At 33.3% G+C, this 20,152-nt stretch carries 17 protein-coding genes; 5 read left to right on the forward strand and 12 right to left on the reverse strand.

Going from position 1 to position 20,152, the window contains the following annotated elements:
• Nucleotide 1: 1 nt before the first annotated feature.
• Together ACMDB5_RS07830 and ACMDB5_RS07835 are read right to left on the reverse strand one after the other, a co-directional pair.
• Nucleotides 2-391 carry a response regulator gene (locus tag ACMDB5_RS07830; RefSeq protein WP_413997700.1) on the reverse strand — a complete coding sequence of 130 codons (390 nt, stop codon included), beginning with the start codon at nt 389-391 and terminating at the stop codon, nt 2-4.
• Entirely contained in the window at nt 381-2,210 is a 1,830-nt protein-coding gene (locus ACMDB5_RS07835; protein ID WP_413997701.1) for a PAS domain S-box protein, read from the reverse strand. The genes ACMDB5_RS07830 and ACMDB5_RS07835 overlap by 11 nt, the downstream gene beginning before the upstream one ends.
• Before the next feature lie 323 nt (nt 2,211-2,533).
• Here ACMDB5_RS07835 and ACMDB5_RS07840 point away from each other — a divergent pair, with 323 nt between their 5' ends.
• Together ACMDB5_RS07840 and ACMDB5_RS07845 are read left to right on the forward strand one after the other, a co-directional pair.
• Entirely contained in the window at nt 2,534-3,583 is a 1,050-nt protein-coding gene (locus ACMDB5_RS07840) for a hypothetical protein (protein ID WP_413997702.1), read from the forward strand.
• A 37-nt stretch (nt 3,584-3,620) separates the two neighbouring features.
• Nucleotides 3,621-4,496 (forward strand): SdiA-regulated domain-containing protein, encoded by an 876-nt coding sequence (locus ACMDB5_RS07845; RefSeq protein WP_413997703.1) that lies wholly within the window; start codon nt 3,621-3,623, stop codon nt 4,494-4,496.
• Here ACMDB5_RS07845 and ACMDB5_RS07850 read toward each other — a convergent pair.
• Nucleotides 4,479-8,210 carry a metallophosphoesterase gene (locus ACMDB5_RS07850; protein WP_413997704.1) on the reverse strand — a complete coding sequence of 1,244 codons (3,732 nt, stop codon included), beginning with the start codon at nt 8,208-8,210 and terminating at the stop codon, nt 4,479-4,481. The two genes, ACMDB5_RS07845 and ACMDB5_RS07850, sit on opposite strands and share 18 nt — an antisense overlap.
• A 25-nt stretch (nt 8,211-8,235) precedes the next feature.
• Here ACMDB5_RS07850 and ACMDB5_RS07855 point away from each other — a divergent pair, with 25 nt between their 5' ends.
• Nucleotides 8,236-9,408 carry a Pycsar system effector family protein gene (locus ACMDB5_RS07855; protein WP_413997705.1) on the forward strand — a complete coding sequence of 391 codons (1,173 nt, stop codon included), beginning with the start codon at nt 8,236-8,238 and terminating at the stop codon, nt 9,406-9,408.
• Here ACMDB5_RS07855 and ACMDB5_RS07860 read toward each other — a convergent pair.
• From ACMDB5_RS07860 to ACMDB5_RS07900, 9 genes are all read right to left on the reverse strand, one after another.
• Nucleotides 9,405-11,774: a GAF domain-containing protein gene (locus tag ACMDB5_RS07860; RefSeq protein WP_413997706.1), complete on the reverse strand. Its 2,370-nt coding sequence runs from the start codon at nt 11,772-11,774 to the stop codon at nt 9,405-9,407. The genes ACMDB5_RS07855 and ACMDB5_RS07860 overlap by 4 nt on opposite strands.
• A 592-nt stretch (nt 11,775-12,366) precedes the next feature.
• Nucleotides 12,367-13,425 (reverse strand): nucleoid-associated protein, encoded by a 1,059-nt coding sequence (locus tag ACMDB5_RS07865; protein ID WP_413997707.1) that lies wholly within the window; start codon nt 13,423-13,425, stop codon nt 12,367-12,369.
• A gap of 88 nt (nt 13,426-13,513) precedes the next feature.
• On the reverse strand, nt 13,514-14,053 hold the full coding sequence (locus ACMDB5_RS07870) for an IS1096 element passenger TnpR family protein (RefSeq protein ID WP_413997708.1): 540 nt from the start codon (nt 14,051-14,053) through the stop codon (nt 13,514-13,516).
• Nucleotides 14,054-14,178: 125 nt separating this feature from the next.
• On the reverse strand, nt 14,179-14,772 hold the full coding sequence (locus ACMDB5_RS07875; RefSeq protein WP_413997709.1) for an HPP family protein: 594 nt from the start codon (nt 14,770-14,772) through the stop codon (nt 14,179-14,181).
• 26 nt (nt 14,773-14,798) lie between these two features.
• On the reverse strand, nt 14,799-15,188 hold the full coding sequence (locus tag ACMDB5_RS07880; protein ID WP_413997710.1) for a VOC family protein: 390 nt from the start codon (nt 15,186-15,188) through the stop codon (nt 14,799-14,801).
• 2 nt (nt 15,189-15,190) lie between these two features.
• Nucleotides 15,191-15,451: a hypothetical protein gene (locus tag ACMDB5_RS07885; RefSeq protein ID WP_413997711.1), complete on the reverse strand. Its 261-nt coding sequence runs from the start codon at nt 15,449-15,451 to the stop codon at nt 15,191-15,193.
• 75 nt (nt 15,452-15,526) lie between these two features.
• On the reverse strand, nt 15,527-15,919 hold the full coding sequence (locus tag ACMDB5_RS07890; RefSeq protein WP_413997712.1) for a hypothetical protein: 393 nt from the start codon (nt 15,917-15,919) through the stop codon (nt 15,527-15,529).
• A gap of 45 nt (nt 15,920-15,964) precedes the next feature.
• A complete protein-coding gene (locus tag ACMDB5_RS07895) occupies nt 15,965-16,531 on the reverse strand; it encodes a sugar O-acetyltransferase (RefSeq protein WP_413997713.1) in 567 nt (188 codons plus the stop codon).
• A gap of 45 nt (nt 16,532-16,576) precedes the next feature.
• Nucleotides 16,577-17,035, reverse strand: a complete 459-nt coding sequence (locus ACMDB5_RS07900) for a YciI family protein (RefSeq protein ID WP_413997714.1) — start codon at nt 17,033-17,035, stop codon at nt 16,577-16,579.
• 183 nt (nt 17,036-17,218) lie between these two features.
• Between ACMDB5_RS07900 and ACMDB5_RS07905 the strand changes: the two genes are divergently transcribed.
• Nucleotides 17,219-19,378, forward strand: a complete 2,160-nt coding sequence (locus tag ACMDB5_RS07905; RefSeq protein WP_413997715.1) for a TonB-dependent receptor — start codon at nt 17,219-17,221, stop codon at nt 19,376-19,378.
• A 151-nt stretch (nt 19,379-19,529) separates the two neighbouring features.
• Entirely contained in the window at nt 19,530-20,150 is a 621-nt protein-coding gene (locus ACMDB5_RS07910) for a hypothetical protein (RefSeq protein ID WP_413997716.1), read from the forward strand.
• Nucleotides 20,151-20,152 lie beyond the last annotated feature (2 nt).

Here is a 20,152-nt window from a genome sequence, read left to right on the forward strand (position 1 = left end):
CTTAAATTATTTCCGACATAGCTCTTAATTTTTCAGCAGTAATAGGCTTCATGATATAATCTTTTAGGAAATGATGTTTTTTTGCCATTTCAATATCAACCGGGTCTATTGACGAGGTTACGATGAAAATAGAAATTTCTTTTTTTATGGGCAAAAGAATAAACTCATCCAGGAACTGCCAGCCGTCCATTACAGGCATATTCAAATCGAGTAAGATACCATCAGGCATTTTGTCGTTATCGCCGCTGTTTTTTTCGAGTTCTTCTAATGCGGATTGTGCGTTAAAAAAAGAATGAATTTCATCACAAAATTGATTTTTCTGAATTAACATGCTCATTAATTTAACCGATAGTTTATCATCGTCAATAATATAGAGTCTTTTATTTTTCATTTAAATATATTTTAAAAGTGGAGCCAATACCCACTTTGCTTTCAACTTCAATTTTTCCTTTCATGGCTTCAATTTGGTTTTTGGTAATAAATAAACCAATACCTCTTGCATCATGATTGCCATGAAATGTTTTATACATTCCAAATATTTTATGGCCGTTTTTTTCAAGATCTATTCCTAGACCATTGTCTTTAAAGTTTATGATTGTATGCTGTTCATTGACCTCATAACTTATTTCGAGTTTGGTTTCTTTTTTTGGACATTTATATCTTATTGCATTTGTAAATAGATTGAGTAAAATACTTTCTAGATAGGCCGGAACAACAAAGAGGGTTAAATCATTAGGAATGTTATCCGAGATTGTAATTTGGTTTTCTTTGATGATTAGACTTAGAGTGTTTTTTGTTTTTTCGATTTCATCTTTCAAGCGAATTTTTGTTTTCTCTATATTCGTGCTTTTCTGGATCGTGATAATCTCGTTTAAGTATTCGATGGTTTCAGAAAGTTTTTCAGTTGCTTCTTTGAAAAGATCGATATAAGATAATTTTTCTTCTACGTCATCAGTGTCTTTCATCACTTCTAATACCATAGCCAAATTGCTTGTATGAGAACGTATGTTATGAGAAATAATGTGGGCAAAATTAAATAGTTTGTTATTCTGATGATTTGTTACCTCTAACAGTTTATTCAGTTCTAACTCTTTTTCTTTTTGGGCAGTTACATCTCTGCCTACTCCTATATAATTAATTAGCTCATTTTGTTTGTCAAAGACAGGTGTGATGTTTAGATCAAACCAATATTTTTCCTTGTTTTTTTTATAATTTAGGATAGTAATTTTTATGCTTTTTTTGTCTCGAATTGCTTCTCTCATTATAGCATTCGTATGCTTGTCGGTCTCCGGACCTTTAGAAAAATGTCCAGGTCTATAACCTATTATCTCATTTAGACTAAAGCCTGTAAGTTCCAGATAGGCTTTGTTTGCCCAGGCCGTTTTTCCATTAGGATCTGCAATAATTATAGTGTCGGTTGTTTCTGATACTGCAAGAGAGAGTTTATTCATGTTAGTTTCAACTCTTTTTCGTTCAGAAATATCTCTGAAAAAGCATACTAAGAAGGTGTTGTCCTTAACTTTAAATCTTTTGCCGGAAGCCACTTCAACAGGGATTATGTTTCCATTTTTTGTTTGAATGTAGGATTCACTTACAAGATAATTGTCTTTCTCTGTATTTTGTTTAAGAAGATTTTTAATTTCATCTCTATAGGTTGCTGGAAATAATTCTGAATTGTGTAGGCCAACTAGTTCATTACTTGTATAGCCTGTAAGTTCTGAAGTTCTAGGGTTACATTCTGCAATATGACCGTTTGAAATATCAAAAATGAATATGGCGTCGTTGGCACTCGAAAAAATAGAAGAAAATTTTTCGACGCTGAGCTGCATTTCATTTATTAAATTTTGTTCATTGGTAATGTCTTGAAAAGTACCCAACAACCGTCGGGGCTTTCCTTTTTTGAAAGCTACCTGACAAATACATTCGACATATTTGATGGTGTTATTATCGGTTGTAATTTGGAATTTATCGTTAAATGGAATTCCTTCATTGATAGCCTGATCAAGTAAGAATTTGATTCGATTTCTATTTTCACCTTCAGTGTAGAATCTGATACTGCTTCCTTGTACGGGCATAAAATCTTCGGGGACTTCAAGGATGCATCTTGTAACTGCATCCCAATATAGGGAGCCTTTTTTAAGGTTCAGCTCCCATATCCCAATTTTTGCCGACTTGGCGGCATTGAGATATAGCTTAAGCTTATTTGACATAATAGTAGGTTTGGTTTTAATTTAACATATTGGGGTTTCCAAATTTAAATTAAATAACTAAGGTTCTTTTTGTTTTAAGATAAAAAATGATTTTTATTTAATGCGGTTTTTCTTAATTTATTGATTACCAATACTTTATAGTTGATTACAAAACACCCTTTTTTTGTAAATAGAAAACTATTAATATTAATCAATTTGTTATGTTGTATCTTGGTTTTTAAATGATTTTGAGCGTAGCTAAAATTATTTGCTAGAGCGAAGTAGTTTGTAAAATGGTACTGTTGAACTATAATTTAATGTAAATTTGTATTAAATAATGAGTAATGGAAGATTCTTCAATACTGTTTAAAAAACCAAGTTATCCTATAAACCAAGCACTTTCTGATTATCTGGAACGGTATGATCGTGTCTCCAAGGTTCCAATTAGTTATGATGATTTGTTGCGTTTTTCGGGATCCATTAATGTTTATGATAAAAATGATCAGGATACATTGTGGATTCGGGTATATTACAATGAATTTGAAAGTGCTGAAATTGATTTGACATTAAAGAAAATCTATTCACTTTTACTATCAGATGGAAATCTGGGGATTCTAAAATTTTTAAATGTCGATTCTATCGATTATTGCACTTTTGGAAATTCGAAACCCTTTAGAATAAAAGTTCGAAATATTCTAAATGATAACTATACCCATTTTTATATCAAAAAAGCAGACGCTTCAAGGGTTTACGGATTAGAATTAGAACATATTTTGTCTCCTGATAAAATTAACTTTTTGGTTTATAAAGATACTCTGATAGAAGAGCATATCATGGGAATTCCCGGTGATGTATTCATAAAAACGCTTTTAAGCAATTGTACCGAGACCGAAAAAGCGCAAATAGCCAAAGAATTTGTGAAATTCAATGAGCGTTGTATGATTCGTTTGCTAGGCGATATGCGCTCATACAATTATGTGGTGGTTCCAACTCATGATTTTGACCAAGTAGTTTACAAAATACGCGCTATCGATTTTGATCAACAATGTTATGAAGGGAATTTCAAGATATATCGTCCTCAGTTTTTTAAAGAAAATTATCCGATGGTAAAATTGGTCAAAGATAAACTCCAAGACAGTTCGATAGACCAGTACAAAGACGAGGAAAGATCAGTTTTGGCTAAAAGAATTCATTCGGCTGAGAATAAAATAAAACGGCTATTGCAAATCATGAGTGATGATAATATAGCTCCAAAAGAGAATCAAATGAAATTGCAAATGGAATTGTATCGCTATACAAACGATATGAATTTTAAAAACGCAAAATCTATGGGTTATATAATGAAAGCAGCATTTGAATTTATTATCAGAAACTTTAAAAAAGTTAATTATTAAACTGCATTTTTATATTTATTTAATGATTATTTGAATTATGAAAAATTATATTTCTCTAATAGCGGTCTTTTTTTTATTAGCCTGCCAACAAAATTCCAGTTCCTTAAAACTGCTGTATTCTTTTCCGAAAAAGTTGAAAGAGGTTTCAGGAATTAGTTATGCTCAACAAACAAATTTAATCTGGGCATTAGAGGACAGCGGAAACCCAAATACAATATATGGACTGAATTCTAGCGGTGCTATTGTAAAGACCATAACTATCGAGAACACAAATAATATTGATTGGGAAGATATTACCAATGATAAGGAAGGAAATCTGTACATAGGTGATTTTGGGAACAATGAAAATACTAGGAAAGATTTGTGTATTTATAAAATCGATAAAAAGGCACTAAAAAATAATAGTACTATTCCTGTCTATAAAATCTCATTTGCTTATCCGGAGCAAAAAGAATTTCCGCCTAAAAAAAAGGAATTATTCTATGACGTAGAAGGTTTTTTCGAATTCAAAAACAATTTTTATTTGTTTACCAAAAACAGAAGTAAAGGATTTGACGGCACTGCTTCGGTATACAAAATTCCTAATAGTCCGGGTTTTCATCAAGCCAAGCTTATAGGCAAGTTTAAAACCTGCGAAGATTACAATCACTGTGTGATTACAAGTGCAGCCATGAGTCCCGATGGATCTAAAGTAGTTGTTTTGAATCATGACAAAATTTGGCTATTCGAAAACTTCAAAAACGAGAATTTCTTGAATGGGACAAAAACGGCATTTGCTTTAAATCATTTTTCTCAAAAAGAAGCCATTTGTTTCAAAAACAATGATGTATTGTATATTGCCGATGAAAAATCAAAAAAAGCAGGTGGGGATGTTTATGAAGTTAGTATCAAAAAACTAAAATCCAAACCCTAGGCCAAAAGTAACTCTAGCTTCTTCATCAATACTTTTGAAATAAGTAAGTCGGGCAGTAACGACATTCAATCCGTTGAGCCAAAGTCCGCCACCAAATGATTGATGCCATTTGTTAGAATCTTCACCCTGAACCCAAACTCTACCATAATCAAAGCCACCTAAAATTCCATACGACATAGGGATTAGGCTTCTCTTTATCTTTCCTAGATTCCAACGTAAATCACTACTTTGGTAAAAAGATTGGTTGCCTAAAAAACGTTCGTTTCTATAACCTCTCAAATCATAATCACCACCTAAAGTTGCTCCTTGGTAAAATTCAAAATTGTTGTTTAAGAGTTTTTTTGCTTTTATAATTGTGGCCAAAACTACTTTTCCAGCGGGATCTATTTTATGATTAAAATTAAGTTTACCTTCTAATGAAGGGAAGTTTCTTTTGCTGTTTTCAAGATCCATTTTCCAGCTTCCACTTATCGAAAATCCCATTCCCATGGTAGGAAATGAAGGGATGTCATAATTTTCGAAACTATATTTTAATGTAGCTCCGGCAAATTGTCGGTTTTGAAAAACGGTCTGATTTACAATTGCAGGAATGCTTATAAAACGATTGTCTGTGTCTTCTACTTTTATGTTTTCAAAAGTGGTTGTAAAATGAATTTCACTTCCAGATGCACCAATTTTTTTAATCGATGGCGCAACTTTTAACGTTCGGATACGCACCCGATTGTAGTCCATATCAAAAATTTCATCATTATTTACAGTTTCATTTCCCAACCCAAAATAGTTAATAGTGAAATTAGGGCTGGTGATTCGCGATTCTAAATCCAAATCCCATTTGCCAATTGATTTTGGAAAATGAGCATTGTAAATTAATTCGTATCCGCTTGTAGCAAAAAAATAATTGGCAATTAAAACGTGTTTTTGCGTGTACGGATTTTGTTTGAATTTATTTACCGTGTAATTAGCATTAATGCCTAGTTTTATACCATCATCAGGATTGAAACCGCCATAAGGGAATCCTGCAAAAGAACTGTATTTTGGTTTTTCATAATTGTAAAGATTGGTTTTATAATCATCGGTCAAAACAGTTTTGGTTTTTTTGTCCAATGTATAAGAATTTACTTTAGATTTAAAATCGTAAATTTTTATATTTCTACCGTTTTCCACCGTATAAGAATCTTCATTTTGTCCGCCAATCAATCGAAGTCTTGTTGTTGATTTTTTATTTCCTTTCACCTCAAAAATATCATTGTCATCTAAACCGTAAATCCAGATGTTTTTGGTTTTAGAACCAGAATATTCTTTGGTGTATAGTAATTCATCGCCTTCTTTTTTTAAGCGATAAACTTCAACTTCAAGTAGGTTTCGTGCTTTACGTTGAATTATAAATTTGTCTTTTTTATCGGTACCAACTATTAAAACTGTTTTCTGTAAAACAGAATAATATTCCGAGGCATATTTTTGAAGCTGTTCTCTTCGTGTTTTCAATTTATACTTAATGCTTTCGATAGTTTGATCTTGAACTTCTTTCGGTAAATTATCAAAAGCACTATCTATGGTTGCATCCGAAAGATTTTCCTGAATGAATTTAGCTTGCAAAATCCATTCTTTTTCGCCAGCAGTTTTAAGAAAAGCAAGATCCAAAGGATAAGGTTCACGATTGAACCATTTTACATTTTTTATATTTTCCTTGAAGGTTTGCATGTGGCGCAATGCCGGCATATTCATCAAAAGCGAAAGTAAAGCTCCGTCGTATTTTGTAAACGCCTGATCTCTATCGCGTGGAATTGGTTTGTAAATTATTTTTCCATTTTCTTCATATTCGCCCCAGCGCCACTGATCTTGATGTCTGTCCCAATCTCCAATGAGCATATCAAATAATCGGGCTTTGATATAGGCATTTTCATCGATGGTATATTTTTCGTCTTTTTGAAGGTTTTTCAATAAATCAGCTGTGCTAATAATTGTGTTAGGTTTTCCAAAGCTTTTTACATCCTTTTGACTATCTGTAGGTCGCTCTTCTATCATGTATAATTCATCACCAAAATTGGCATTAAAGTCTTTCAAAGCTTCGTGTTTCGGGATATAATACAGTTTAGGATTGGTATGTGAAACACCAATTTTTTCAGCCAAATTGCCTACAGCAAAAGGCGTGTAAGGATGCGAAGTGGTATAAAAATCAAATAAGAAATTTTCGGCATAGGTGTTTTCAAATTCGTTTGCAATAAACTGGTCTTTGAATGCAACTGATTGCAGAAAATTGGAAGCGCTTTTTCTCATGCCACGCATAACGTATTCCTTGCCATTTTTGTCAATGATTCGCAATGATTTAGTTTGATGACCACCACCGGCACGTTTTGGTTGTAGTCCACCAAAAAGAGTGTCAATAGTTACCGTTTGGACTTCTATTGGCTGGCTGTAATATTTTCTGTAATGTTTCCCGAATAGAAATTTATAAAACCAGTTTTTATCCGTTTGTTTTTTTGAATAAATAGATGTTGTGGTAGTTTTAGCAAAAGAAGCCGGCAGTTGATCTGTATCGTTCTTTTTTGTTTTTAATATTATTTGTTCAAAAAGAAGCTTTTCGGTATTGTTTTCATTGCCATAAAAGGATACTTTTCCAGAGCCATTTTCATAAATGGTTAGTGTTGCAAAACCATTTCCACCATAAGAAAAATCATTAGGAAATAGCGCTCTTGCAGCTTCAGATTTTGAGCCAGCACCACTGATAATTTGTTTGATATTGTCTTTTTCAATGTATTGTAAGTTGTGGTCATGGCCTGAAACTACTATAACATTGTCTTGACCCTGTAAAAGCGTTTTTACTCGTTTTATAAAATGAGTATATTGTTTGTTTTGAATATCTTGTGGACTTATACCTGATGTTTTTCGCAATAAATTGATAAAAGAACCTAGTACAGGAAGTGGAATTTTTTGTTCTAACGGGAAAAGCTGTTTTTCTAATGAAAATTGTCCGCCATGTGTTCCATTGCTCATTAATGGATGATGAACTGCCAAGATTACCGTTTTGTCTTGGTTTTTATTCAAAATACTTTCTAATTCATCAAAAAAAGCTTCTCTTGTTTTGATATCACAGTTGTCATTTATGGTTGGGTTTTTATCCCAATCTTCAAGAAACCATTGACTGTCGATGGTGATTAAGGTAGTGTTTTTATCTATTTTTAAATCTTCGATGCCACAGTTTTTTCGGGGTAAAAAGGCCTTTTTATCGTTAAGGTAGTTCGTTACAAAATTAGCTTGGCGTTCTAGACCTTTTATGCCACTATACCAATCATGGTTTCCGGGAATAAAAATGGTTTTTCCTTTGTAATTTTCGGATAATTTGAACTGATTCGTTAATTTTTTTTCAGCCAAGAGTTGTTCATCCGTATTATCGGTATTGGGGAAGCCTTTGGGATAAATATTATCACCAAGGAATAAAAGAGTGGTGTTCTTATCTGCTTTTTTTAATTTATTATGAAGTAAATCAAGGGTTTGCTGTGTTTTAATTTCATTGGCATTACCGGCATCGCCAACTAAAAAAAAAGTGTGCGCAATTTTAGAGGTGTCAGCTGCGTTTAGAGCTATTGGATTTTTGATGTTTTTTCCAAATTTCGCATTATGACTAGCACAAGATTGAATAAGGATCCCTAGCAAGATTAAAAACAGCGAAATTTTATTCGAAAGAATTAAGCGATTATCCAAAAACAATTTCATAATTTAGTAGTATAAAAATATGTTTATGACTCTTTTAGATGAAGCCGAAGATTTTGTTAGTAAATTACTCAAAGATAAGCTTTCTACTTTATTTACCTATCATAATTTTAATCATACCCTTGGTGTTGTAGCCGCCGCCAATCAAATTTCGGAGTCCGAAAATTTAAATATTTCTGACAAAGAGATTTTGCTCATAGCAGCTTGGTTTCATGATACCGGCTATACAAAGGGCTGTGTCAATCATGAGGATTCTAGTATTGCTTTCGTAACCGATTTTTTAAATGAAAAAGAGAAATCAGCAGACTATATCGCAAAAGTTTCTGGTCTAATAAATGCAACTAGATATGGTTATGAACCTCAGACTCTTTTTGAAAAAATAATTAAAGACGCCGATTGTTTTCATCTGGGCAGTGATGAATATTTTTCATCATGTGAATCTTTGAGAACAGAATGGAAAAATCTTGATCAGAAATGCTTTTCAGATAACGATTGGGTTTTAGAAAATTCAGATTTTTTAATAAACAGGCATCGTTTTTATACAGATTTTGCTTTAGAGCATTGGCAACCAATGAAAGAGAAAATCATAGAAAGGATTCAAAAAAATCTTAAGGGAATGGAAGTCAATAAAGAGAAAGAAAATAAAAAAAAGGAAAAAGAGGAAAAACCAAATCGTGGGATAGATACTTTATTTAGAGTAACCTTAGGAAATCATACCCGATTGAGTGGTATTGCCGATAGTAAGGCCAATATTTTACTTTCGGTAAATGCTATTATTATTTCGATAGCACTATCAACATTAATTCCTAAATTGGACAGTCCGAGAAATACCCATTTGACAATTCCTACTTTTATCATGTTGATATCTAGTGTTATTACTATCATTTTTGCTATACTTTCGACACGCCCAAAAGTTACTAAAGGCGTTTTTGATCGACAAGATATTGAAGAGAAAAAAGTGAATTTACTGTTTTTTGGGAATTTTTATAAAATGCCTTTAGAGGAATATCAGTGGGCTATGAATGAGATGATGAAAGACAGAGAATACCTTTATAATACCATGATCAAAGACCTTTATTTTTTAGGTTTAGTGCTAGAGAAAAAATACCGATTATTGCGAATTGCTTATAATTTATTTATGGTAGGAATTGTTTTATCGGTTATTGCTTTTGTTATTGCTTTCAAAATGGTTGGTACTTAATTCAATTCGTCCAATAAATCTTGATAAGAAAAATTTTTAGGAGTATGGTCTTTATTGTCATTGACAACTTTTACTCTAATGGCTTTTAAACCTGAAATTCCCTGTAATTCTTCTACTTCAAATTGTTCTATGGTGGGTTCCAGTATTTTTTTGAACTGCAAAAACTTGATGTAATTCAAATATTCTGTTTCTTCTGTATTATGAGAATAGACAATAGTGATTTTCTCTTTTTCGGTAATTCGGTCTTTTGTTCCTTTGATATTGGCTTTATCAATCCTCTTTTTAACCACTTCATAGCGCGCATTGTAGGTTCCATCAACATCAAAACGTTTTTCGTCCATCCTAAATCGAATAGAGATTGGAGAACTGAATACAAGAATTAGCGAAGTTACATCGAGTTCATAAGGCAAAGTAGATTTGAGATGGTGATGTTCTAATTCCATTTCGCACAGCGTTTGCAATTGCCACAACCTCAAATTATGAAGGTACATTGTGTCAAAAGGTTTTGAAGGAGCTATAGAAGAGCCAATATAAAGATTGTGTTCTACGCCATCGGTTTTGAATCTTTCATAATAATGAGGATAAATCTTTTGGGCTTTTATTTGTCTTTTATCGAGAACGGTTGCTAATTTTTTATTAATTATTGACATGGCGTTATCGAACTTTTTTCTGGATTGATAAAACATTCCTGTTTTCTCATCAAGGTTTTCAAAATAGTTTTTCTCCAATAATTCGCCTTCCGAATCTGTTTTGGTGTTTTTTAGAATAGGATGAATTTCATTTTCAATATAAAGTTGAATTTGTTGTTCGGTATCTGCTTTTAATGGAAAATCTAATTCTTTGTATAATGATTGTAATTCAAATTTTCGTTGTTCTAATAAAACAAGATTTGTATTGGGTTTTTGATTTTCAATGATTTGTAAAAGAATAGTTAATTGGTTTTTTAAATCCTCTTTTACAGTCTCATTTCGGTGGTCAGAAGAACCTTTAATGTCTATCTGACCATATAAAGGATACACTTCTTTGAATACGATTTCTTTAAAAATGTAATCTTTATTTGGATTATTAGTCTGGAAATATTTTTGGGCTTCTTTTCGAAATTTCCAATATACGCTTGGATGAATAGCGGTGTATTCCCTTTGTATGACAGCTTCCACCTTATTTTTCATATCGGTATTGTAGCGTTCTGTGGTGTCAATTAAATAGGGAAGTATCAAATCAAGTTTGCTGGCGTTGATGCTGTTAAGTTCTCTTGGACTCGAAGAAACTAATTCTATGACGCCTAAAACAACTTCGTTTCTTATAATTGGAGCAAATATGCAACTGTAAATGTTTTGCTTTAGTAAATGCTGACCTAGTCTTTCGTTTCCTTCTACTAAGGCAAATTTTTCGACATTTGAAATTATCAATGGTTTTTGATTATCCAATATGTTTTCAAAGGAACAACCCAAAAGAGCATTTTTACAATCAACTTCTTCTTCTAGTTGAAGAATAAAGCTGCTTATACTTTTATCGCTAAAATTGGGTTTTGTAAATTTTTCTTCCTCAGAATTGTAGAAAATTAGGCCAATTCGTAAATCGGCTATTTTAAATATAGAACGAAAAATACCTTCAGAATTTTCATATAAAGTTATTTGTTCTTTCTCGGGTTTCAAAAGATTGCTTTTTAACTTAGAAATAGCACTTTCAGTAGTAGCGTCATAAAGTATGACGATACCAAAGCCTTTTAAAATCCAACTTTCTATAGGGAATTTTTCTTTCCATAAATCGATATTATCGTAATTATCCATCAATAAATCGATGTCATCTTGCGTAATTTCAGGAGAGTTTTCAGTTGGGATAATTTCTATAAAATCGGCATTATACAAAATGCGATATTGATTCATTATGCCTTGGGCATTTGGGATGTCGTAGAATAAAGGTTTGCTGAAATCAATTTTTTGGCCATAAAATTCATTAAGAATCAGCGTACAACTCATAATGTAGAATTGGTGTTCATCAAAATCTCGGATGGCCATATCAAATTTGCTTCCGGCATTTTTTACTATTACTTTGAATCTCTCGCTGTAATTAAAAGTTAAATTTTGATAAGGTATTGTAACCGCTTTTATCTCATTATTTGTTAGCGCGGTAGGAAATAAATCGGCTAATAAATGTTTAATTAAGGTCTCGTTTTCCGTGATTAAATTTAGATTTTCAATTCCGCTTCTGAATTCCGGAAAAGGTTCAATTTCTTTCAGTAATGCTTTGGCATAATTAGCTCTGTAATCGACATTAGTTTCTGCGATTTCCTCTAAAGTTTCAATGAGTTTATGAAACGAAATCAAGGTTTTAAAAGGGCTTTCTTTAAAAAGATTATGAGTCATTTTTTTTGCTTTACTGTAAATACAAATTTACTAAATAAAACAGTACCCCAAGGCACATAAGATTATTCCCTTAGAATGATTTACAAGAAATAGATGGCGATTTTTTTTGAAATCAAAATTCAGGCACTATGAAGCTTTTTTTTATTGAAACTTATTAGCGTTTCATTAATTTCTTTTAGTTCTGGGGTGAGAATTTTTTTCCGGCCTTTATCATCATTCGTTAATTCTAAATGACAAACTTTACATTCAAATTCCTTGAAGTGATTTGTAATATTTCTAGTAACGATAAATTTATGACCGAATAAAGAACATAAAATCTTTTTATTCAGTAATTTTTCTTTGAGTTCAACAGCGGTTATCATATTCTGGTCTGATATTTAGGTTGTTAAACATAATTATTTGTAGTTGAAATGTAAAATATAATCGTTAAAATACAATAAATATTAATTTAAATAAGTTAAAGCTTACAAATTTAGATGTATTTTTTTGAATTTTACTGTTAAAAAAATACAAATGCAATAAAAAATCCTCAATTACAAAAGCAATTGAGGATTGAAATTAATTTTGGACAGAAAGTCTTAATTTATCTGTTTTATGATTTCTCTTCTTTGTTGAAATAAACTAAATAATAATACATTTGTTTTTCTTCGTCCCAGCCTTTTTCAACAAATTTTTCGGCACTTTCAGGATTGATAAAATCCATTTTTATCTGGATATGCGTATCTAAATTGATGACATTTTTTATCGATTTTCTGGCATCAGAAACCGCTGCATTGGCGATAGGGAAGCTCGTTATGTCTTCAATGCTGTATTTCTCGCCTTTATCTACTTTGTAATTCTTGAATTCAGGAATCAAGTCAGGATTATCTAATACTTCATTCAGGAATTCAGTTTCTTCAAATTCGTCATTTTTGGCAAAATAATTCACGGAGCGGTTCATGAACATTACTTCTTCTTTCTTGTCTTCGGCAGGGAAAACAACATCTTTAGCAAAGCCTTGACAGAATTTCAGGTATTTTTTTGTGATGAAATTTTCATCCTCAAATGCATCAACAGAAAGGAAATGCTCTAACCAATATCTTGCATCATAACGGTTGCTGTCAACGGTCAGGATTTTATATCCTTCTTCTTTTTTATGATTAAAAATCAAACATCCTTTATCCAATTTGTTTAGATTGATACCTTGTTGTAAAATCATTTCAAGATGAGTCCCTTTCTCTTCAAACTGTAAAAAATCAGATTGTAACTCACTTTTAAAAATTCCAATAGCGTCAACAACATTATTATCAATATTGACATTTGTTAAATAAGCTACATAAACTTCTCCATTTTTGATGTGAGGATGGTTTGATTGCTCAAATAAATGTTTGGTGATTTTTTTTGAACATTCATGTAAATTACTAGGATTTTCAAAAATTTCAGAAGAAAATTTAAACATGTCATTGTAATCCAAATCCACTTCATGCGCAAACTGAAAGTAGTTTTCTTCTTTTTCTCTAAAAGGCTTTAGAAAAAATTCTTTGATAAGAGGTACAATTTCATCCTGAAGATTGAAAGGTTGCTCTGATAAAAAGATAGCTTCATTACGACTTTTGTTTCCAACACGATGAATGGAAAGCGTCTCGATGTGCGTGTTAAATAAGTTGATCATTTTATATGTTTATTAGATGAAAGAGCCAAGATGAAAGACAGTAGAATGGTCTTTGATCTTGGCTCTTGATTCTTAGTTTTTTACTATTCTAGTTCCAATTTTCTTCAAATCCATAATCCTCAAAGCTGTCGTCTCCTTCAAACATATCCAGATCATCTTCATCTAAATCGTCTTCAAATTCGCTGGCGAAATCATCGGCATTGTCTGCTTCAAAATTTTTATCCATCGCCTCATCCGGCATTTCTCCATGTGAGAATAGTGTTTCGGGATAGCTAGTTCCGGCTGTTTGCTCTTCAATGGCTGCCAGTTCAACTAAGAAAGTCCACATGTTTATGAAATCATAGACATAGAGAATTTTTGTGTTTTCGTCGTCAAGTATCTCAGAGAGTTGGTAATCGCTCATTGTTTTTTGCTCGCCCGGAATATCACCTGTGTCAAACATAGGTATTTCCTCCTCTTGATTCCAAGTTTCATCGCAAGTATAGAATGAAGCTACTTCCATACCGTCAAACCCAAAGGAATTGAAGATGGCATTGTGTAAATCCTCTAAAGTGTCTTCAGCAAGTATTGCAATATCTCTAAATATATCTTCTTCTGCATCTAGAATTACTCTGAATTTGTAAACCATAATCTTTATTTTTATTGAAAGGTCAAAGGTAAAATTTAATTTTAGATTTCATCCCGAAGTTTCGGGACAGATTTTAGATTTGTTAATAATATTTTTGCGTATGCTTTTATAAAGACCAGAATCAATTATTTAAGTGTTTTGTGAATTCTCTTTCTGAATTTGTGGTATTTTTTATGGCTTGGATAATACCTGTTTGCGGTCATGTTGTTGAAAATTAAGGCTACGATCAGAAGAGTTAACACACCGCTTAATACAGGAGTGATTACATACCAATAGCCTAAATTTTTTATTTCAGCCGAGCCTGTTACCGCTATCAAAGCGGTTGCGCCACCTGGTGGATGTAATGTTTTTGTCAATTGCATTAAAACGATAGAAATTGAAACGGATAAGGCCGATGTTAGCCATAAAACATCAGGAACAAATTTAGCAACTGTTACGCCTACAATTGCCGAAATAAGATGTCCGCCAACCAAATTTCGTGGTTGTGCCAATGGACTCTGAATTACGCCATAAATTAGTACACTTGATGCGCCAAAGGAACCAATAAGATAAACAACATCCGAATGGGGCAATTCTTTCGATTGCAAATAAGCAATAATTCCAATTCCGATAAAAGATCCCAAAAAAGCCCAAAAATGTTCTTTAAAATCAATCAGCGTTTCTTTGTAAAGAACATATCTGGTTTTGCGGTAACTTCTTTTTATTTTTTGAATGTGCATTTTTTTTTTGCAAAATTATGAATATTTTATTTTTCATAAAACTCTATCGGCAAATCATCCGGGTCAGAGATAAAGAAAAATCGTTTTGCAGTATATTCATCTGTTCGAATGGTTTCCGAAGAAATGTTGTTTGCCAATAAAAAATCGCGGGTTTGCTCAATGTCATTTACCTCAAATGCCAGATGCCGTAATCCCGCGGATTCCGGTCTTGAAGGGCGCTGTGGTGGATTTGGAAACGAAAAAAGTTCAATTATGTAAACGCCATTTAGTGCCAAATCCAATTTATAGGATTGTCTTTCCTCGCGATACACTTCCTGAATAATCGTTAATCCCAAAATATCGGTATAAAAGGTTTTTGATTTTTGGTAATCGGAGCAAATAATGGCAATGTGGTGTACTTTGTTTATCGAAATCATGGTTATTCTAAATAAGTCATTTCAGGAAGATTCGCTTTTGGATCTTTTGCTAAAGTTTCCGAATGGAGTTTGTCAATTAAAGCTTTGGTGTCTGCAATATCATTTATTTTAAAAAGAAATTGTACTTCATTTTCATCGTCAACATTTTGCCAAATGTGCTCGAGATACATTCCTTGCGAAGCATGAAATGTTTTGTCTTTTTCTAAAACCTCTTTAATAATCTCCAAGGGAACATTTTTTAGTTTTGCAAGAAGATGTGGCATAATTTCGATTGGGTTTGTATTATTTTATTTGAAATAACAAAAAGCCTAATCTATGGATCAGGCTTTTGTTTTGTATTATTTTTGTTCGGAACAAAGTCCTACAATTTCATGGAATACGTCATGTAGTTCTGTGATTGATTTTAAAATATCGGCATCGGATGCTTTTGATGCGACTAATTTGTGCAAATCGGCACTTTTAAGCTGTAAGTTTTTGGCGGAAGCTAATATAGCCTTGGTTTTAAATTCTTTTGGAATATTCGATTTTAATACAATGTTCGCTTTTGAAGCCATTTCTTCGGAGCGCGCTTTAATTGGAGCCAAATCTCCTTCTTCTGCCGGATGAAAAGTCTGGGACATCACTTGGTGAAATTCTTTTATGGCGGGCCATTTTTCAAAAGTGGATTGTGCAGCAATTGTATTTGCGGCAAAAAGTAATGCAAAGAATAGAAAAGCTTTAAAATGTCTCATAATTTGTTTTTTAATAGTTTATAATTCAGGTAAATATATTAAAAATTACTTTTCTGGTTGATTTAATTTCCGTACCACTTTGGCCGGGTTCCCCACAGCCATCGAATTATCTGGAATATCTTTTGTAACAACAGAACCGGCGCCTATCACGCAGCCATTTCCTATAGTTATTCCTGGGCAAATTATTGCATTTCCGCCAATCCAGCAATCATCGCCAATGGTTATCGGTAATGCATTTTCAAGCGTTTTTCGCAACTCGGCGTCCAGGGGATGGCTTGCGGTATACAATTGAACCCCTGGAGCAAATAAAACATTGGAACCGATCGTTACTTTGGTAGAATCCAAAACAACGCAATTCACATTAAAATAGACATTATCGCCACAGATTATATTGTAGCCATAATCGCAAAAGAAAGGAGGTTCTATGTATAAATTCTTGCCGGCATTTGGAATCAATTCCTGTATAATCTCTCGTGCTTTTTTGGTAATCCGATACTCGGTTACATTCAATCGATGGAGCAGGTTTTTAGACTTTCGTCTTTCTTTTACTAAAACAGCATCTCCGGCCAAATAATGTTCTCCGGCAATCATTTTTTCTTTTTCGGTTTTCATAAAGAGATTTTAGTCAGTTGCTATTCAATAAAAAAATATTCTAATTTAAAATTTTGATTTAGCAATTCGATCATGCAATTTTGAAATTTCTTGTAAAGCGGCACTACTGTACCAAGGAATTAATTCTACATCAAATATTTTTGCTTCAACTGCAGGATCAGTCGCTACAAGGTTTTGAGCTTCTTCAACTGTTTTAACATTAAAAATAAAGATGCCTCTGTAGTTTTTATCGTTTTCCATAAATGGACCGGCAACTATTAATTTCCCTTCTGCTGCCAGTTTATTAATATTAGCCATATGGCCTTCAAATAATTTTTTTCGGGTTTCCTTAGTAGCGGTTGTATTGCTACCGGTTTTTAGAATACAAAAAACATATTGCTTCATCCCATACTGATCAGCTCCTAATGATTTTGCAAGTTTTTCATCAAAAGCTGTTTTAGTTTCTTGAGAAAACACATTCGAGAAACAAAGTAATAGAAGCAGACTTAAAATGGTTTTTTTCATTTTTTTCATTTTTAAAAACAAATTTAATGTTTTTATGGCAAAAGCTTAACCATTGTAAATAATAATGAATTTGCGGTTGTTTTTAATAGGGCAACAATTCATCCCGCAATTTCTACAGTTGGGTAAGAACTTTTTTGGTAGATCTATATTGTCTATGATATTTGCTTGATCAAAATCAATATTATGAAAACCACTTATACATTTTGCATTCTTTTATTTTCAAGTATTCTTTTTTCACAAACCATAATTTCGGGAAAAGTGGTTGATGCAAAAGGAAATCCGGTTTCCGGCGCCAACATTTTTATCGAAGGAAGTTATGATGGTGCTTCTAGTTCTGAAACAGGAGCTTTTTCTTTTGAAACCAGCGCGACAGGAAATCAGACTTTGGTGGTGAGTTCTCTAATTTATGAAACTTCGAAAATGCTGATTGATGTTGCTAATTTTCATGGAAAAACAGTGAAATTGAGAGATAATATCAATACGCTCGATGCGGTTGTTATTACTGCTGGAAATCTTGAAGCGGGAGACAAAGCCAGAGTTTCGGTTTTGAAACCGCTGGATATCGTGACGACAGCCGGTTCGGCCGGAAATATTATCGCCGCCTTGCAAACGCTTCCCGGAACACAAAACGTAGGCGAAGACGGAAGATTGTTTGTGCGTGGAGGCGAGGCCAATGAAACCCAAACCTATGTGGATGGGATTCGGGTGGCGCAACCTTATGGCGCAACCACTAATAATTTGCCAACACGCGGTCGGTTTTCTCCGTTTTTGTTCAGTGGAATTGCGTTTTCAACGGGTGGTTATTCTGCCGAATACGGGGAAGCTTTGTCGAGTGTTTTGCTGTTGAATACGCAAGATGAACCCACTCAAAATAAAACAGATATTTCGCTGATGAGCGTTGGTGTGGGCTTAGGAAATACACAAAAATGGAAACGAAGTTCGTTGAGCGTCAATACTTCTTATATTAATTTGGCGCCGTATCAGGCCGCAATCAAGCAGAATGTGGATTGGAATAGTCCTTATCAATCTTTGTCAGGTGAAACGGTCTATCGCTATAATTTCAATAGCGGAATCCTGAAACTGTACGCGGCTTTTGATTCCTCAAGATTTGATATTAATCAGGAAAATGTAAATTCCCCGCAAAAAATGCGAGTGGATTTAAACAATAACAATTTCTATTTTAATACGTCCTATAAAGGTGGTTTTGGAAACAATTGGCAAATAACTACAGGTTTGAGTTATGGTTATAGCAAAAACAAAATTAAAATAGACCTAGATGAGGTTGCGAATGACGAGAATGCGGCACATTTGAAATTGAAACTAAAAAAGAGTTTTTCCGATAGAGTAAAATTGTCTTTTGGTGCCGATTATTTCATTACAAAATTCAACGAGGATTTTAATCCAAATGCAGGAATCGGTGGTAGTAACGGTTACAATTCAAACATTGCCGCGATATATTCCGAAGCCGATATTTTCTTCTCTAAAAATTTTGCGGCAAAAATTGGCCTGAGAGCTTCCAATAACAGTTTGTTGAATGAAAATGCCGTTTCTCCGCGTATTTCATTGGCTTACAAAATGGCTAAAAACAATCAGCTATCATTTGCTTACGGGGATTTTTCGCAAACACCAAGCGTTGATTACATCAAATATTCTAAATTCCATCAATTCGAAAGCGAGAATGCGTCGCATTATATTTTGAATTACCAATACAATAGCAACGGTAAAACTTTCAGAGCCGAAGCCTATTATAAAGACTATAGCAATTTGGTGAAATACGATACTCCTTCTATACAATACAATTCGGTTTTCAATAATAACGGTTCTGCTTATGCCAAGGGATTGGATTTGTTTTGGCGAGACGGGAAAACTTTCAAAAATTTAGAATATTGGGTTTCCTATTCGTATATAGATACCAAAAGGGATTACAGGAATTTCCCGATTCAGGCTACGCCCAGTTTTGTTGCGGACAATAGTTTGTCGATTGTCACCAAATATTGGATAAATGATTGGAAATCACAAATTGGTTTCACTAATATGTACAGTTCCGGAAGGCCTTATAATAGTCCAAACGAAACGCAATTCATGAATGGAAAAACAAAATCATATAACAATTTGAGTTTCAACTGGGCATATTTATTGACTACGCAAAAGATTTTGTATTTCTCGGTTTCGAATGTTTTAGGAAGCCAAAATGTTTTTGGATACGATTACGCCAAAAACCCAGATTCAAATGGCTTTTATAACAGGAAAGAAATAACACCTACAGCCGATCGCTTTTTCTTTGTGGGATTCTTTTGGACCATCAGCAATGATAAAAAGGATAATCAGTTGAAGAATTTATGATAACAATTTCAATAATAATAACAATTCATCCATCAAAACCGACAGTTGGGTAAGTATAAATTTTATTAGAATCAGAATCGAAATACTTTTGAAGAATAAAATATTTAAAGTTTTAATCATCAAAAATTTCAATCATTTAAAACAAGAAATCATGACCAAAATTATCACTACTATCGTGTTTTTTATTTGTAGTTTATTGTCCGCTCAAGGTCAATTTGAGCAAGGAATGGGAAAAGCATTTGGACTTTGGAAAGAGGGAAAAAACACCGAAGCGTCGGATCTATTTGAAAGGATTGCCGCTGCCGAAAAGACAAGTTGGTTGCCTAATTATTATGTGGCGTTGGTTAACACGACGGCAGCCTTTGGAACAAATGATAAAGACAAAATGAATTTATTGCTTACCAAAGCGCAAAATGCCTTGGATGTTGAAATGATAAAAGACCAAAGCAATGCCGAATTATATGTCATGCAAGCGTTGATAAACACCGCCTGGATTGTTTTTGACCCAATGACAAACGGTATGAAATTATCGGGAAAAACGATGGAATTGTATGCCAAAGCCGAAGCATTGGCGCCTAATAATCCTCGAGTTGTTTTCTCTAAAGCGGAGTTTCAAATAGGAGGGGCAAAATGGACCGGAATAGATACCAAACCTTTGTGTGGAGAAATTGAAAAAGCTATCGGACTTTTCGCTACTTTTAAACCAGAAACGCCTTTTTCTCCAAAATGGGGATTGGAAAGAGCTACAGAAGTGTTGAAAACCTGTAAGTAATA

The sequence above is a fragment of the Flavobacterium sp. W1B genome, from assembly GCF_047344965.1.
Taxonomy (GTDB): domain Bacteria; phylum Bacteroidota; class Bacteroidia; order Flavobacteriales; family Flavobacteriaceae; genus Flavobacterium.

Coding starts and splice junctions, on each gene's coding strand:
- ACMDB5_RS07830 (WP_413997700.1), bottom strand. CDS start 391: ATGAAAAATAAAAGACTCTATATTATTGACGATGATAAACTATCGGTT.
- ACMDB5_RS07835 (WP_413997701.1), bottom strand. CDS start 2,210: ATGTCAAATAAGCTTAAGCTATATCTCAATGCCGCCAAGTCGGCAAAA.
- ACMDB5_RS07840 (WP_413997702.1), top strand. CDS start 2,534: ATGGAAGATTCTTCAATACTGTTTAAAAAACCAAGTTATCCTATAAAC.
- ACMDB5_RS07845 (WP_413997703.1), top strand. CDS start 3,621: ATGAAAAATTATATTTCTCTAATAGCGGTCTTTTTTTTATTAGCCTGC.
- ACMDB5_RS07850 (WP_413997704.1), bottom strand. CDS start 8,210: ATGAAATTGTTTTTGGATAATCGCTTAATTCTTTCGAATAAAATTTCG.
- ACMDB5_RS07855 (WP_413997705.1), top strand. CDS start 8,236: ATGACTCTTTTAGATGAAGCCGAAGATTTTGTTAGTAAATTACTCAAA.
- ACMDB5_RS07860 (WP_413997706.1), bottom strand. CDS start 11,774: ATGACTCATAATCTTTTTAAAGAAAGCCCTTTTAAAACCTTGATTTCG.
- ACMDB5_RS07865 (WP_413997707.1), bottom strand. CDS start 13,425: ATGATCAACTTATTTAACACGCACATCGAGACGCTTTCCATTCATCGT.
- ACMDB5_RS07870 (WP_413997708.1), bottom strand. CDS start 14,053: ATGGTTTACAAATTCAGAGTAATTCTAGATGCAGAAGAAGATATATTT.
- ACMDB5_RS07875 (WP_413997709.1), bottom strand. CDS start 14,772: ATGCACATTCAAAAAATAAAAAGAAGTTACCGCAAAACCAGATATGTT.
- ACMDB5_RS07880 (WP_413997710.1), bottom strand. CDS start 15,188: ATGATTTCGATAAACAAAGTACACCACATTGCCATTATTTGCTCCGAT.
- ACMDB5_RS07885 (WP_413997711.1), bottom strand. CDS start 15,451: ATGCCACATCTTCTTGCAAAACTAAAAAATGTTCCCTTGGAGATTATT.
- ACMDB5_RS07890 (WP_413997712.1), bottom strand. CDS start 15,919: ATGAGACATTTTAAAGCTTTTCTATTCTTTGCATTACTTTTTGCCGCA.
- ACMDB5_RS07895 (WP_413997713.1), bottom strand. CDS start 16,531: ATGAAAACCGAAAAAGAAAAAATGATTGCCGGAGAACATTATTTGGCC.
- ACMDB5_RS07900 (WP_413997714.1), bottom strand. CDS start 17,035: ATGAAAAAAACCATTTTAAGTCTGCTTCTATTACTTTGTTTCTCGAAT.
- ACMDB5_RS07905 (WP_413997715.1), top strand. CDS start 17,219: ATGAAAACCACTTATACATTTTGCATTCTTTTATTTTCAAGTATTCTT.
- ACMDB5_RS07910 (WP_413997716.1), top strand. CDS start 19,530: ATGACCAAAATTATCACTACTATCGTGTTTTTTATTTGTAGTTTATTG.